The organism is Lentzea sp. NPDC058450 (assembly GCF_042721395.1).
Classification (GTDB): domain Bacteria; phylum Actinomycetota; class Actinomycetes; order Mycobacteriales; family Pseudonocardiaceae; genus Lentzea.
On record NZ_JBHXLO010000022.1, the window covers coordinates 122,848 to 135,552 of the forward strand.

The window sequence follows — 12,705 nt, forward strand, 5'->3', positions numbered from 1 at the left end:
TGAAATAACACGGGTCAGCCCCTGTTCGCAGAAATGCGGACAGGGGCTGATTCGTTTTTGCGCTTTCTGGAAATCCGGCGACAACGACCGGTGCGCCGAAACCGTCACGGACGAGTTGACTACTGCACGCCGACGAGTGACAGACGCTGCGTGATGACCGAATTCGGGATGAGCGCCCCGACACTCCTCGACTGAGACCTGTCATTCCGGCAGATCTCAGAACCGAGGAGGACAGACATGCGCGCCACCGCCATCCTGCGAGCCGGACTGGTCGGCACACTGCTGGTGACCGGTGGGGCGTTCGCCGGCGCTGGTGCGGCCCACGCGTCCAACCCGCCGGGTGAGGCATCGCTCGGCAGCGCCGCGTTCACCAAGGGCAACTCCGCACCCATCTCGATCACTTCGATCGCCGGCTGCTCGATCGAGGGGCCGACCACCAGCTCGTCGGAGACGATCTCCCAGACCGGGATCACGTTCGGCGGCGGCGAGACCACGTGCGAGACCACTACGGTCGACCCCGAAGAGGACGTCACCACGACCAAGTCGATGGCCAGCGGGAAGAACTTCGAACTCTCCGCGCTCGTCAGCGCCAGGGGCCCCCGGATCAGGATCGGGAGTTACACCGTCACCTGCACTGCGACGCAGAAGCTGACCGAAGCGACGTGGAAGTACGAAGACGCGAGCGGCCTCGGAACCCTGCCCTCACCGGTGCCCGCGGGCTACGTCAAGCCCCTCACCAAGTCCGACGGCACGCTGCTCGCCCAGGCGATCTTCAACGAACGGCACCTTCCCGGCGACGGCAGCATCGGGCTCACCATGCTGCGGATCAAGTTCGCCCCGGCGTCGGGCATCACGGGCGAGGTGGTCGTCGGTCGCGCCGCCTGCTCGCCGACGCCGTAGAGGGACACCCGCGCCAGGTCGCCGGCGGCCTCGCCGGTCAACTCCCGCATAGTCCATTCGAGTACGAATTGGCCATTCGCAACTTGCATCCCGCACTTCGATCAGAGGCCACGCCTGGCCACAGAGTCGAAAGTCCTTTTCGGTCACGGAAAAGGACATCGGAGTTCCCGATAAGCCACCCGATCGTGTGATGCGTCTCGACACGGGCAGCCGCAGACGGGACCGTACTTCTATGACACTGCGCCATCGTTCCCGACCAAATGATACGGAACGACCACGTAGCGTTAACCCTTACGAGTGAAGGTTGACGGTTCCACTTACGTTGCGTAACGGCTAACTAGATCCAAACGACGTAGGCAGTGGTTCATGCCTCGTTGAATAAATCGGGAGATGCTTGTGATGGACTCCGCCTCCGCCGCCAATCCCTCTCACAGGTCGTGGGTCGTCCTAGCGGCCAAGGCAATTGTGGTGTTGCAGTCCCTGGGGATCGTTTACATGCTGACTTCTGCTTGGGTCACCCTGATGGTGGCCGGTGGGTTCGCCGTCGTGTTCCTGGCGGTCCGGTCGTTGTCGCGCGCCTCGCGGACCGTCGACCGGATCTTCGAGGAGGAGCTCGGCCGGTCCTAAGCTCTTGTCCGTGCTGACGCGTGTGTCCGAGGCCCTGGTGAAGCCGGGGCGGGAGCAGGAGTTCGTGGCTCGGGTGCGGGATCTCGTCCGGACGTTCCCCGAGACCTTCGACGGGCTGGTGGGGCACGAGGTGCTCGTGGACCTCGACGACCCGCTGGTCGTGCGGTACGTGAGCCGGTGGCGCGACGAGCAGGCCCTCGAGAACTACGCGGGTCCTGGGTGGCGCACCGACGCGGTGACCTTCCCCGACGAGGACGAGTACCTCCAGCAACCGTTGGTGCTGCGGCACTTCCGGCACGTCAGCTGATGAAGCCCCGTGCGGGCAGGCCTTCCGGGAAGCGTTCCAGTGCGTCGCCGGCGGCGAGGGCCAGTGACTCGAGCGTCTCGGTCTCGGCCTCGGTCGCGGTGTGCGGGACGGCCCAGTAGCAGCCGATGGCGCCGATGGGTTCCGGGCGCAGGATCGGAGCCATCAGCAGGCTCCGCACAAATGTCGGTCGATACGCTTCTTGAGGAATCCTCGAATCGAAGCGGATGTCCCTGATCGCCACGGTTTGACGATTAATCATCGCCCACCCGCTGATGCAGTTGACCGCAGGGAAGCGCTGGCCCTTCCACAGCGGGCTCATCGAGTCCTCGTCGGCGTAATAACAGAGGTCGCCGTCGAGCAGCACCAGCGTCGCACCGTGCGCTACCAGGGCGGATCGGGCCGTGGTGCGGACGACCCGCTGCACTTCCTCCAACGTGGCCGCCCCGGCGAGGCGTTCCGTCGTCGTTTCGGACATGCCTCAACGTTAACGCTCGCGGGGCCGCACACCTAGCATTTCTGGCTCGATCAACCAATCAGCGGCGCGCTCTCGGTCGGTGGCCCTGCGACAAAGACAGCTGGTGCCTCGCAACAATCCACGGCCGCGCCGTCGGGATGGCCTCCGCGGCCACGGCCGGCGCGGCGATGCCCCGAGGCGGTGGTTGTGTCCTGCGGCATCCCCCCAGAAGCAGCCGCTGACTCTAGTGTTGAACCGTGACGACGCACCCTTCTCCCGCCATTCCGGACCAGCTGTTCGAAGACCCCGCCGCCGAGACCCGGTGGCGTGAGCGGTTCACGGCTCCCCGCATGAGCCTGCCCGGCTGGGCCGACGACGCACCGGACCGCACCCTGTACGTCTCCAACGCGAGCGGCGTGTGGGAGATCTACTCCTGGGACCGCGCGACGGACGAGCACCGCAAGGTCACCGACCGCCCGAACGGCACGTCGCACGCCACGCTCAACCCCGACGGCACCGAGATCTGGTGGTTCGACGACCACGACGGTGACGAGTTCGGCATCTGGGTCCGCGAGCCGTTCCGGGCCGACGGCAGCAAGGCCGAACCCGCGGTCGCCGACGTGACCCCCGGCTACCCGGCGGGCCTGGAGATCGGCCGCACCGTCACGGCCGTGGCCGCCTCCACCGACGACGGCACCACGGTCTGGCTGCACCGCAACGGCACGAGCGAGGTGCTCTACCAGCACGTCAACGACGCCGGCGTGACGGCGCTCGCCAAGGACGAGTCGATCGTCGTGATCGCGCACTCCGAGCACGGCGACAACCGGCACATGGCGTTGCGCGCGCTCAACGCCGAGACCGGCGAGACCGTCGGCGAGAAGTGGGACGGCAAGGGCAAGGGCCTCGACGCCATCTCGTTCAGCCCGGTGCGCGGCGACCAGCGCCTCCTGGTGCTGCACGAGCGCCGCGGCCGCGAGGAGCTCCTGATCTGGGACGTCGCCGCCGGCACCGAACGCGAGATCGTCGTCGACCTGCCCGGCGAGGTGGCGGCCGACTGGTACCCGGACGCGTCCGCGTTGCTGATCGTGCACACCCACCACGCCCGCAACACCGTGCACCGCTACGACCTCACGACCGGCGAACTGTCCACTCTGGACACCGCGCCGGGCGTCATCGGCTCCGCGGGCGTCCGCCCGGACGGCACGATCGAGTACTCCTGGTCGTCCGCCGAGAGGTCCACGGTCATCCGCGCGCTGGCCACCGACGGCACCGAGAGCGTCCTGGTCGAGCCCGCCGGCGCCGTCCCCGCGACGTCGCTGCCGCTGGAGGACGTGTTCGTCGGCGACGTGCACGCCATGGTCTCGAAGCCCGAGGGCGAAGGCCCGTTCCCGACCGTGTTCCTGATCCACGGCGGCCCGCACTCCTCCGACGAGGACCGCTTCTCCGCGTACCGCGCCGTGTGGCTCGACGCGGGCTTCGCCACGGTGCACGTGAACTACCGCGGTTCCAGCGGCTACGGCTCGAAGTGGCGCGACGCCATCGAGGGCCGGCCGGGCATCACCGAACTGGAGGACATCGCCGCCGTCCACGACTGGGCGATCGAGTCGGGCCTCACCGACCCCGCGCGGTCGGTGCTCAGCGGCGCCTCGTGGGGCGGCTACCTGACCCTGCTCGGCATCGGCACGCAGCCGTCGCGCTGGGCCGTCGGCGTCGCGGGCGTCCCCGTCGCGGACTACTTCGCCGCCTACGAGGACGAGATGGAACCGCTGCGGGCGTTCGACCGCGCGCTGTTCGGCGGCTCGCCCGAGGAACTGCCGGAGCTCTACAAGGAGTGCTCGCCGCTCACCTACGTCGACCAGGTGACCGCGCCGGTGCTGATCCTCGCGGGCGAGAACGACCCGCGGTGCCCGATCCGGCAGATCGACAACTACCTCGACGCGCTGGCCGCTCGCGGGCACGCGTACGAGATGTACCGCTACGACGCCGGGCACGGGTCGCTGGTGGTCGCGGAGACCATGCGGCAGACGGCGGCCGAAGTGGACTTCGCGCGGAGGCACCTCGCGAAGTAACCTGGTGACGGCGCTGCCGAGCGCCTCACCTCCTGATCGGTCACCCACGCTGGCCGGCGTCGCGGAGGCAAAGGGGACTCCTGTCCTCCCGGCGCCGGTCGGTCGTGTGCGGAGTACACGCAGCCCGGACGAGCAGAGCTGGGCGTGGGGAACGGCTGCTGCGCGTCCGCGAGAGGCACGTCATGACCGAGCAGAAGTCGTTCAAGCGCCTGGTTCGCGCCCGGATGGAGCGCACCGGCGAGTCGTACAGCACCGCGCGCAGGCACGTTCTGAAGGACGCGCGGCCCACCGGTCAGATGCACGACTCCTGGCTGTTGTGGGAGGTGCTCGACGGCGAGTGGTCCGAGGCGATGCTCGCCGGGCTCGCCGGCGGGATCGGGTTCATGTACTTCGTGTTCGAGTACAAGGGGCACGCGCCGATGATGACGATCGTCGCGCGGCACCACCCCGCGCCGTTCATCCCCACCGCGCTCGCGCACGCCGGGATCGCGCACGAGGTCACGTCCACGACGTCCGCGCGCAAGGCCGAGGGGCAGTTGCGGAGCGCGGACGGGCCGGTGATCTGCTCGCTGGGCAGGGAGAAGCACCCGGTCGCGGTGCTCGGGGTCGAGGGTGACGAGGTGACCGTGCTCGACCGCGGCACGCACGTCCGCAAGATCGCGGACTTCCTCACGGGCTGGGGTGCCGGCAAGCACGAGATGATCAGCATCGGCGAACGCGCGGGCGAGCCAGATGTGGCCGCGGCTGTGCGGATGACGTGCGAGCACCTGACGGGGCCGGTGCTGGGCAACAACTTCGACGTCAACTTCGGGTTCAGCGGCATGCGGAAGCTCGCGGAACAGTTGCGCGACAAGGGGAAGAAGGGCTGGGCCCAGCGGTGGGCCGAGGACCCCTCGATCGTGCACAAGCGGCTGCACGACTGCCTGGAGGTCGAGTACACCGCGCCCAAGGCCACCCGGCCGTTGTACGCGGACTTCCTCGACGAGGCCGGACTGCCCGGCGCGGACGAGTTCCGCGAGTCAGGGGCGTTGTGGGGTGAGATCGCCCGAGGTGGTGACTACGGCGAACTGGCCCGGAAAGTGGACGAGGCCCGTTCCGTCGAGGAACGGGCCATCCGCCTGCTGATGTCCCAGGCCGGCTAGGCCGACTGGGCCTGCCACATCCAGTGCGCCTGCTCCAGGTCCTGCGTGATGCCGATCAGCAGGTCCTGGGTGACGAGGTCGGGCTTGTCGGCCTCGTCGATGCGGGTGCGCATGCGGGAGATCAGCGACGCCAGTGAAGCCGTGATGGCGGCGACGACCTGGTCCTCCTTCAGCCAGCCGGACTCGATCTCGGGCACGCCGGACGACTCGGCGACGGTCTTCGCCTTGCCGTTCGGCGTGACGCCGAGGGCGGCCGCCCGCTCCGCCACCTGGTCGGCGGCGTTGCGGGCGAGCACCACGAGCTCGTCCAGCTGGAGGTGGACGCTGCGGAAGTTCTTGCCGATCACGTTCCAGTGCGCCTGCTTCCCGATCAGGGACAGGTCGACGAGGTCGACCAGGGTTGCCTGCAGGATCTTGCCGACGGCATCGCGGTCGGCGTCAGCGAGCGGGCTGGTGATCGGGTTCTTGGCCATGGTGAAACGCGCCTCCTCAGACGGTGACGGTGAGCGCCACCTCGATGTTGCCGCGCGTCGCGTTCGAGTACGGGCAGACCTGGTGGGCCTGCTCGACGAGCTTCTCCGCGACCGCCTGGTCGAGCCCCGGGAGGTGGACGGCGAGTTCGGCGGCGAGCTGGAAGCCGCCGGCGCCGTTGGACCCGATGCTCACCTTGGCGGTTACCTCGGAAGTAGCGACCTGAATCTTCCCGGCGCGCGCGACGGCTGCGATGGCGGAGTTGAAGCACGCCGAGTACCCGGCCGCGAACAGCTGCTCAGGGTTGGTGTGGTCGCCGCCGGGGCCGCCCATCTCCTTCGGGACCGACAGGATCTCGTCGATCACACCATCGGATGAACGAACCTCGCCGTTGCGGCCTTCGCCGTAAGCAGTCGCCTCAGCCGTGTACAGCGCTTCCATTCCGCTCTCCCTTGAGTCAGTGAACTAAAAGCCTTTCACTCAGGGAGAACGCATCGTGCACGACTTAAATGCCCGAAGGTGACTCAGTTCACGTCCGAGATGGGACGACGCAGCGCGAACTCGGCCACCTGACGGCCGATGGTGCGCAGGTTGCGGTCCACGTCGACGTCCGAGCAGGCGCCGTCGCCGTCGAACTTGACCTGCGCGGAGTTGATCGCGGACCCCAGCGGCGTGGGCCAGCCGCGCAGCGCGTGCACGATCGAGCGAACGGCGGAGAGGGTGTTCACGGCGGCCTGCCAGCCGTACGCGGCGGTGATGGTGCCCACGGCGCGGCCGTCGAGGTACGGGCGGTCGTCGTCGCGCAGGTCCTCGATGTAGTCCAGGGCGTTCTTCACCAGGCCGGACACGGTGCCGTGGTAGCCGGGCGACACGACGATCACGCCGTCGCAGCGACGCAGGTCCTCGACCATCCGCATGGCCACGTCCGTGCGGTCTGGCACGGACGGGTCGTAGAAGGGAAGAACCAGGTCAGGCCCGCTGTACTGGATCGTCTGGGCACCCAGTTCCCGAGCGCCCTCCAGAGCGACCCGCAACGCCCTCTCGGACTGCGAGTCGTTCCTGATCGAGCCCCCGATGCCCACCACCGTCACCGTCATGACAACGATCCTTCCACCTCCAGATAACTGGAGATCCAGCGCTACTCGCGAGTAACGTGCAACACATGTCGAACTTCCAGGCGACCGTGCTCGCCGGTGCTCTGCGCTTCGCGTTCGGTCTTCCCGGCCCTGTGCGCCGCCTCATCGCCGGTACCCCGATCCGCCTGGACGGTCAGGACCTGCACCCCGAGGCGCAGCTGCTGCTCAGGCTCCAGCAGCTGTCCGGGACGGATTGGCGCACGAGGACAGCATCCGAGAGCCGCCTCGACCTGGAGTTGAGTTCGAAGCTCGTCTCCGGTCCGCGGATCACCGGTGTCGTGGCGCGCGAGCTCACGATCGGCGAGTTCGCCGGGCGCCTCTACACGCCGGACGGGCTCGCGAAGGGCTCGCCGTTGTTGATCTTCTACCACGGTGGCGGCTGGGTGACCGGAAGCCTCGACAGCCACGACAACCTGTGCCGCTTCCTCGCCAGGGAGGCGAACGTCCGGGTGCTCGCGGCCGACTACCGGCTCGCCCCGGAGGCCCGCTTCCCCGCCGCGGCCGACGACGCCGCCGAGGTGCTGCGCTACGCCGTCGCGAAGGCCGAGGACCTGGGCATCGACCCGCGCCGGATCGCGCTCGGCGGCGACAGCGCGGGCGGCAACCTCGCGGCGGTCGCGGCCCACGGCGCCGAGATCGACCTCGCGTTCCTGCTGCTGCTCTACCCCGGCGTCGACGCGTCGGTCCGCCGCCGGTCGCGCGAGATCTTCGGCAACGGCTTCTTCCTCACCGACGAGAAGATGGACTGGTTCCTCGACCAGTACACCGAGGGCGGCAAGGACCGGCACGACCCGCGCCTGTCGATCATGCTCGCCGACGACCTGTCGAAGATGCCCCCGACCTACATCGCGACCGCGGGCTACGACCCGTTGCGCGACGAGGGCGAGGCCTTCGCGGAAAGGCTGGCCGCCGAGGGCGTGCCGGTCGTGCTGCGCCGGCACGAGGGCCTCTTCCACGGCTTCGCGAACGTGCTGGGCGTCGGCGGGATCTTCCGCGAGGCCGTGTCCGAGGCGGTCGGCGCGCTGCGGACCGGCTTCGCGCTGGCCAACTCCGCTCAGGACGTCGAGGAGACCGCCTGACGCTGCCGCGACAACACCCACCCGACGAGAGCGATCACGAGCCCGGCGAGGCCTGCCACCAGGAACCCGAGTGGCGGGCCGCTGTGGTCGACTGCGAGCCCGGCGAGCGGCTGACCTGCGGCGACGCCGAACGTGAACGCGGATCCCTGCAGGCCGAGAGCCAGCCCCCGAGCCGTCGGGGGCGCGCTCTTGGCGATCAGCTCGGACGACGCGGTGATCGTCGGCGCGCACGCCAGGTTCATCGGGATCAACGCCAGCGCGAGCAGCAGCACGCTGCCGTCGCCGAGCCCGACCGGGATCTCCAGCAACGCCATGGCAGCCAGCAGGACCACGCCCGTCGGCACCACCTTCAAACTTCCGTAGACGAGCCCGCCCAACGCCGACGCCGCGCACATCACCACGAAGATCACGCCCAGCCAGCCCTGCTGACCGGACCGCTCCAGTGAGGCGATCGCCGAGATCTCCATGCCGGACAACACCATCGTGGCGCCGAACGGGATGATCAACGCGGCGATCATCGGCCCGCGCAGCCACGTCCGCAACGGCGGTGGCGGCCCGTCCACGACGTCGTCCTCGTGCAGCAGCACGGGGTTCACCGCGAACAACACGGCGCTCGCGGTCAGGATCGCCAGGCCGATCGTGATCAACGCCGTGCCGGTCGAGAACTTGGTCGCGATCAGCACGCCCGCCGCGGGCCCGACCATGAACGACAGCTCGACCGAGATCGAGTCCAGCGAGAACGCGGGCCTGCGCTGGGGTTCCGGCACGATCGCCGTCAGCGCCTGCCGCCCGATCGACATCACCGGCACGGCCACCAGCCCGTTGGCGAACGCCAGCACCAGCAGCAGGTAGTAGTCCATCAGCGGCGCCGTCACCCAGAACGCGCCTTCGAGCAGGCTCAGCAGCAGCACGAACCGCAGACCGCGGGTGTCGACGAGCTTGCCCATCAACGGCGATCCGAGGCCGAGCCCGATCATGGTCGCGAACCCGACCGTGCCCGCCGCCGCGTACCCCTTGTCGAGCGTGGTCACGACGTGCAGCGTCACGGTCACGCCCGCCGCCGTCGGGGGAATCCTGGCGAACAGCATCAGCAGCATCAGGGGACGAACCCCCGGCAGCGCCAGGACCGACTTGAACGGGGCGAGGTTCACGAGGACATCGTCACCCGGCTGGCAACGGGTTTACGCGCCAGCAACCACGCCACCCCCGCGACGATCAGCCCGACCACGCCGACGATCGCGAACCCGGCGGGCGCTCCCCCGCGGTCGATCGCGACTCCCGCGAGCGGCTGCCCGATCGCGTTGCCGACGGTGAACGCCGACCCCTGCAACCCGATGGCCAGACCACGGGCCGTGGAGGGCGCCAACCGGCTGATGTGCTCACCGGACGCGGCGATCAACGGCGCGCACATGAGGTTCATCGGCACGAGGAGCAGGCACAGCAGCAGCACGTTGCCGTCACCGAGTCCGACCGGGATCTCCAACGCGGCCATGAGCACCAGCAGCACGAGAACGCTCGGCACCCGCTTCACACCGCCGTAGACCACCCCGCCGACGATCGACGCCGCGCACATCGCGAAGAACACCGCGCCGAGCCAGCTCTGCTTGCCGATGTGCTCCAGCGACGCGATCGCGGAGACCTCCATGCCACCCAGGCAGACGGTCGCGCCCACACACACGACCAGCACACCGACGACCCGTCCGCGCAGCCACTCGAACAGCCGGGGCTGCGGCCCGTCGACGACCTCGTCCTCGTGCACCATCGGCGGGTTCGCCCAGTACAGCAGCACCCCGGCGACCAGGATCGAGGCTCCGATGAACCACAGCGCGGCGTTCGTGGAGAACTTCGTCGCGACGAACACCCCGAGCGCCGGACCGCCCATGAACGATAGCTCGACCGAGATCGAGTCCACCGACAACGCGACCCGCCGCCGGCTCTCCGGCACCAGCGCGGTGATCACCTGACGGCCGATCGACATCATCGGCACGCCCAGCAGCCCGACCAGGAACGACGACACGAGCAACGTCCAGTAGCCCATCAGCGGCGCGACCAGCCAGAACGCCGCCGACGCCGTGACGCTGACCGCCAGCATCGACCGCAGGCCGCGCGAGTCGACCAACCTGCCCATCAACGGGGCGCCGATCCCCATGCCGATCGTGCCCATCGCGCCGACGAGCCCCGCCGCCCCGTACCCGCGGTCCAGCGTCACCGCGACATGCAACGTCAGGACCACGCCGGTGGCCGCCGGTGGCATCCTCGCGAAGAACATCAGCAGGGCGAACGGCCGGACTCTGGGCAGCATCAGGACGTGTTTGAAGGGGGCGAGGTCCACACCGCCATCCTCATACGGATAGCAAAAGGTTTTCTTTGCTAACGATGTGATTCGCCGTACAGCTCTTCCAGCGCCCGGTAGGCCTTCACGACGAACGGCCGTGCGTGCGCGTACCTCTCGACGAGCCCCTCGTCCGGTGTGATGGTCTGCGTCGGCTCGACCAGATCGACGGTCAGCGACTCGATCTCGTCCAGCGCCCGCCACGCCAGCAGCGCCGCGCCCACGGCCGACCCGCCGCTGTCCTCGGTGAGGTGCAACGGCATGCCGAGCGTGTTCGCGAGCGTCCGGGCCCAGATCGGGGCGCGGAACGCCCCGCCGGTGATCCTGAGCGAGTCCACCTGGGGCACCGCGTCGAGCACGAGCGCCAACTGCTGACACACACCCTCGACCAACGCCTTGGTGATCTGCGCAGGGGTGTGTTCGCGCCGAAGACCGAGCAACGCGGCGTGCGCGGTCGGGTCCCACCACGGCGCACGTTCGCCCAGCAGGTACGGCAACGCCACGAGCCCGTCGGAGTCGACTTCTTCCGCCTGCTTGAGCAGCTCGCCGACCGGAACACCGAACGTCTCCGCAGCCCACTGCGCGACGACTCCGCCGTTGCTGATCGCGCCGCCGCGCACCCACAGCCCCTCGCCGATGGCGTAGCTGAACGTGCGGCCCTCCTCGTCGACACCGGGTCCCTGCTGGGCGACGCGCAACGCTCCGGACGTGCCGAGCGAGACCGCGCCCGCGCCAGGGGTCGCCGCGCCGACGCCGAGGTTGCCGAGCGGCCCGTCTCCCCCGCCGACGATCACCGGAATCCCCGGCCGCAGCCCGGGAATCGACGCCGTCAGCGGCGTCGAGTGCGTCGGTTCGGCCAACGGCGGCAGCTGGTCCGCGGTGACGCCCGCGAACTCCAGCGACGGCTCGTGCCACTGCAGCGTGTGGATGTTCATCAGGCCCGTGCCGGAGCCGGACGAGTGCTCGTTGAGCAACGAGCCGGTCAGGTGCAGGTGCACGAAGTCCTTGATCTCGCACCACTTCGCCGCGCGCACGCCGTTCTCGTGGAACCAGGCGAGCTTCATCAGCGGCGTGAACGAGTGGATCGGCGCGCCGGTCTGCTGGTGCAGCTCGCGTCCCTCGGCCGTGCCGCGCAGCCGTTCGGTCTGCTCGACCGCGCGGTTGTCGGCCCAGCTCAGGGCATCCGTGACGGGCTTCAGATCCGCGTCCAGGCCCATGATCGAGTGCATCGCGCCGGTCAACGCGATCGCCCGCACGTCCTCCGAGGCCAGCTCCCGCAACGCGTCGAACGCCGCGTCGAGCACCTGCCGCGGATCGTGCGTCGCCTCAAGACCGCTGGTGCGCATGGGATAGGCGCGTTCGGTCGAGGCCACCACACGGGCCTGCGCGTCCACAGCGACGACCTTGGTCGCCGTCGTGCCGAGGTCCACCGCGAGAACGATCACGCGGCACCCCGCACGGCCGTGAAGACGCCGAAGCTCGGGGACTGCCGCAGCGGTTCCCAGAACTCCTCACCGCGTTCGTCGTCCGGCGTCACGGCCGGGTGCCGCGCGACGTCCAGACCGGCCCGGCCGAGCGCGGCGTCGAACACCCCGCGCTCCCAGTAGAAGGAGTCGAAGTCGAACGGCGGGTCGCCCAGCACGTGCACCCTGACCGGCTGCTTCACGTTCATCGGCCCGGTGCGGACGACCTCGTAGCCGTAGCGGCCGTACTGTGCGAGCAGGTCCCAGTCGGCGTCCGGGTTCGGCACCAGCACGACGAGCCGGCCGTCCGGGGCGAGGTTGGCGGTGAGGTTCGCGATCATGGCGTCGAGCGCGGGCACGTCGTCCGCGTAGCCGAGCAGCCACACGGCCGTGACGACGTCGAACTCGCCGAGCACCGGCAGCTCCGTCGCGTCGTGCTGCGCGTACGTGACGCCACGCGGTTCGCGTTCCTCGACGTACCGGGCGTAGCCGATCATCTCGCCGGCGGAGTCCACACCCAGCACCTTCACAGCGCCCAGGTCGCGGAAGAGCCTTGCGTAGAACCCGGTGCCGCACGCGACGTCCAGCACCGACCTGCCGCGCAGGTCACCGACCGCGGACAGCAGCGTGGCGCGTTCGGCCAGGCCGGTCGGGATGTGCTTGGCGCGTTCGTAGATCGCGCCCAACGCGTCGTACTGATCGTCGCTCTCCGCCATGCACCTCAC

At 69.1% G+C, this 12,705-nt stretch carries 14 protein-coding genes; 6 read left to right on the top strand and 8 right to left on the bottom strand.

Annotation, left to right across the window (positions count from 1 at the left end; all coding sequences use genetic code 11):
• Positions 1-237 precede the first annotated feature (237 nt).
• From ACFWNN_RS29595 to ACFWNN_RS29605, 3 genes are all read left to right on the top strand, one after another.
• On the top strand, positions 238-900 hold the full coding sequence (locus tag ACFWNN_RS29595; protein ID WP_382443201.1) for a hypothetical protein: 663 nt from the start codon (positions 238-240) through the stop codon (positions 898-900).
• A gap of 495 nt (positions 901-1,395) precedes the next feature.
• Positions 1,396-1,527 (top strand): hypothetical protein, encoded by a 132-nt coding sequence (locus ACFWNN_RS29600; protein WP_382443202.1) that lies wholly within the window; start codon positions 1,396-1,398, stop codon positions 1,525-1,527.
• 10 nt (positions 1,528-1,537) lie between these two features.
• Positions 1,538-1,834: an antibiotic biosynthesis monooxygenase family protein gene (locus tag ACFWNN_RS29605; RefSeq protein ID WP_382443203.1), complete on the top strand. Its 297-nt coding sequence runs from the start codon at positions 1,538-1,540 to the stop codon at positions 1,832-1,834.
• Here the strand turns inward: ACFWNN_RS29605 and ACFWNN_RS29610 are convergent.
• Positions 1,827-2,309, bottom strand: coding sequence for a GAF domain-containing protein (locus tag ACFWNN_RS29610; RefSeq protein WP_382443204.1), 483 nt, complete (start codon positions 2,307-2,309; stop codon positions 1,827-1,829). The two genes, ACFWNN_RS29605 and ACFWNN_RS29610, sit on opposite strands and share 8 nt — an antisense overlap.
• A gap of 236 nt (positions 2,310-2,545) precedes the next feature.
• Between ACFWNN_RS29610 and ACFWNN_RS29615 the strand changes: the two genes are divergently transcribed.
• Together ACFWNN_RS29615 and ACFWNN_RS29620 are read left to right on the top strand one after the other, a co-directional pair.
• Positions 2,546-4,357 (top strand): prolyl oligopeptidase family serine peptidase, encoded by a 1,812-nt coding sequence (locus ACFWNN_RS29615; protein WP_382443205.1) that lies wholly within the window; start codon positions 2,546-2,548, stop codon positions 4,355-4,357.
• A 182-nt stretch (positions 4,358-4,539) separates the two neighbouring features.
• The gene (locus tag ACFWNN_RS29620; protein ID WP_382443206.1) at positions 4,540-5,499 is read left to right on the top strand and encodes a hypothetical protein; all 960 of its coding nucleotides are present in this window, start codon (positions 4,540-4,542) and stop codon (positions 5,497-5,499) included.
• Here the strand turns inward: ACFWNN_RS29620 and ACFWNN_RS29625 are convergent.
• The 3 genes from ACFWNN_RS29625 to ACFWNN_RS29635 all read right to left on the bottom strand — a co-directional run bounded on the left by ACFWNN_RS29625 (position 5,496) and on the right by ACFWNN_RS29635 (position 7,067).
• Entirely contained in the window at positions 5,496-5,972 is a 477-nt protein-coding gene (locus ACFWNN_RS29625) for a Dps family protein (protein WP_382443207.1), read from the bottom strand. The two genes, ACFWNN_RS29620 and ACFWNN_RS29625, sit on opposite strands and share 4 nt — an antisense overlap.
• Positions 5,973-5,988: 16 nt before the next feature.
• A complete protein-coding gene (locus ACFWNN_RS29630; protein WP_382443208.1) occupies positions 5,989-6,411 on the bottom strand; it encodes an organic hydroperoxide resistance protein in 423 nt (140 codons plus the stop codon).
• Positions 6,412-6,494: 83 nt separating this feature from the next.
• Positions 6,495-7,067 (bottom strand): NADPH-dependent FMN reductase, encoded by a 573-nt coding sequence (locus ACFWNN_RS29635; protein WP_382443209.1) that lies wholly within the window; start codon positions 7,065-7,067, stop codon positions 6,495-6,497.
• Positions 7,068-7,132: 65 nt separating this feature from the next.
• Here ACFWNN_RS29635 and ACFWNN_RS29640 point away from each other — a divergent pair, with 65 nt between their 5' ends.
• Positions 7,133-8,185, top strand: a complete 1,053-nt coding sequence (locus tag ACFWNN_RS29640; RefSeq protein WP_382443210.1) for an alpha/beta hydrolase — start codon at positions 7,133-7,135, stop codon at positions 8,183-8,185.
• On the opposite strand, the gene ACFWNN_RS29645 is transcribed toward ACFWNN_RS29640, so the two are convergent.
• From ACFWNN_RS29645 to ACFWNN_RS29660, 4 genes are read right to left on the bottom strand one after another with little or no spacing between them, the layout of a single operon-like run.
• Positions 8,161-9,336 (bottom strand): MFS transporter, encoded by a 1,176-nt coding sequence (locus ACFWNN_RS29645; RefSeq protein ID WP_382443211.1) that lies wholly within the window; start codon positions 9,334-9,336, stop codon positions 8,161-8,163. The two genes, ACFWNN_RS29640 and ACFWNN_RS29645, sit on opposite strands and share 25 nt — an antisense overlap.
• Complete coding sequence (locus ACFWNN_RS29650; RefSeq protein ID WP_382443212.1) at positions 9,333-10,517, bottom strand: MFS transporter; 1,185 nt, start codon at positions 10,515-10,517, stop codon at positions 9,333-9,335. The genes ACFWNN_RS29645 and ACFWNN_RS29650 overlap by 4 nt, the downstream gene beginning before the upstream one ends.
• Before the next feature lie 38 nt (positions 10,518-10,555).
• A complete protein-coding gene (locus ACFWNN_RS29655) occupies positions 10,556-11,962 on the bottom strand; it encodes a gluconokinase (RefSeq protein ID WP_382443213.1) in 1,407 nt (468 codons plus the stop codon).
• Positions 11,959-12,696 carry a class I SAM-dependent methyltransferase gene (locus tag ACFWNN_RS29660; protein WP_382443214.1) on the bottom strand — a complete coding sequence of 246 codons (738 nt, stop codon included), beginning with the start codon at positions 12,694-12,696 and terminating at the stop codon, positions 11,959-11,961. Before ACFWNN_RS29660 ends, ACFWNN_RS29655 begins: the two co-directional genes overlap by 4 nt.
• Between the last annotated feature and the right edge of the window lie 9 nt (positions 12,697-12,705).

Bases quoted from the DNA above. Each gene is read 5' to 3' on its own strand.
- ACFWNN_RS29660 (WP_382443214.1), bottom strand. From the start codon at position 12,696: ATGGCGGAGAGCGACGATCAGTACGACGCGTTGGGCGCGATCTACGAA.
- ACFWNN_RS29640 (WP_382443210.1), top strand. From the start codon at position 7,133: ATGTCGAACTTCCAGGCGACCGTGCTCGCCGGTGCTCTGCGCTTCGCG.
- ACFWNN_RS29600 (WP_382443202.1), top strand. From the start codon at position 1,396: ATGCTGACTTCTGCTTGGGTCACCCTGATGGTGGCCGGTGGGTTCGCC.
- ACFWNN_RS29625 (WP_382443207.1), bottom strand. From the start codon at position 5,972: ATGGCCAAGAACCCGATCACCAGCCCGCTCGCTGACGCCGACCGCGAT.
- ACFWNN_RS29635 (WP_382443209.1), bottom strand. From the start codon at position 7,067: ATGACGGTGACGGTGGTGGGCATCGGGGGCTCGATCAGGAACGACTCG.
- ACFWNN_RS29610 (WP_382443204.1), bottom strand. From the start codon at position 2,309: ATGTCCGAAACGACGACGGAACGCCTCGCCGGGGCGGCCACGTTGGAG.
- ACFWNN_RS29620 (WP_382443206.1), top strand. From the start codon at position 4,540: ATGACCGAGCAGAAGTCGTTCAAGCGCCTGGTTCGCGCCCGGATGGAG.
- ACFWNN_RS29630 (WP_382443208.1), bottom strand. From the start codon at position 6,411: ATGGAAGCGCTGTACACGGCTGAGGCGACTGCTTACGGCGAAGGCCGC.
- ACFWNN_RS29595 (WP_382443201.1), top strand. From the start codon at position 238: ATGCGCGCCACCGCCATCCTGCGAGCCGGACTGGTCGGCACACTGCTG.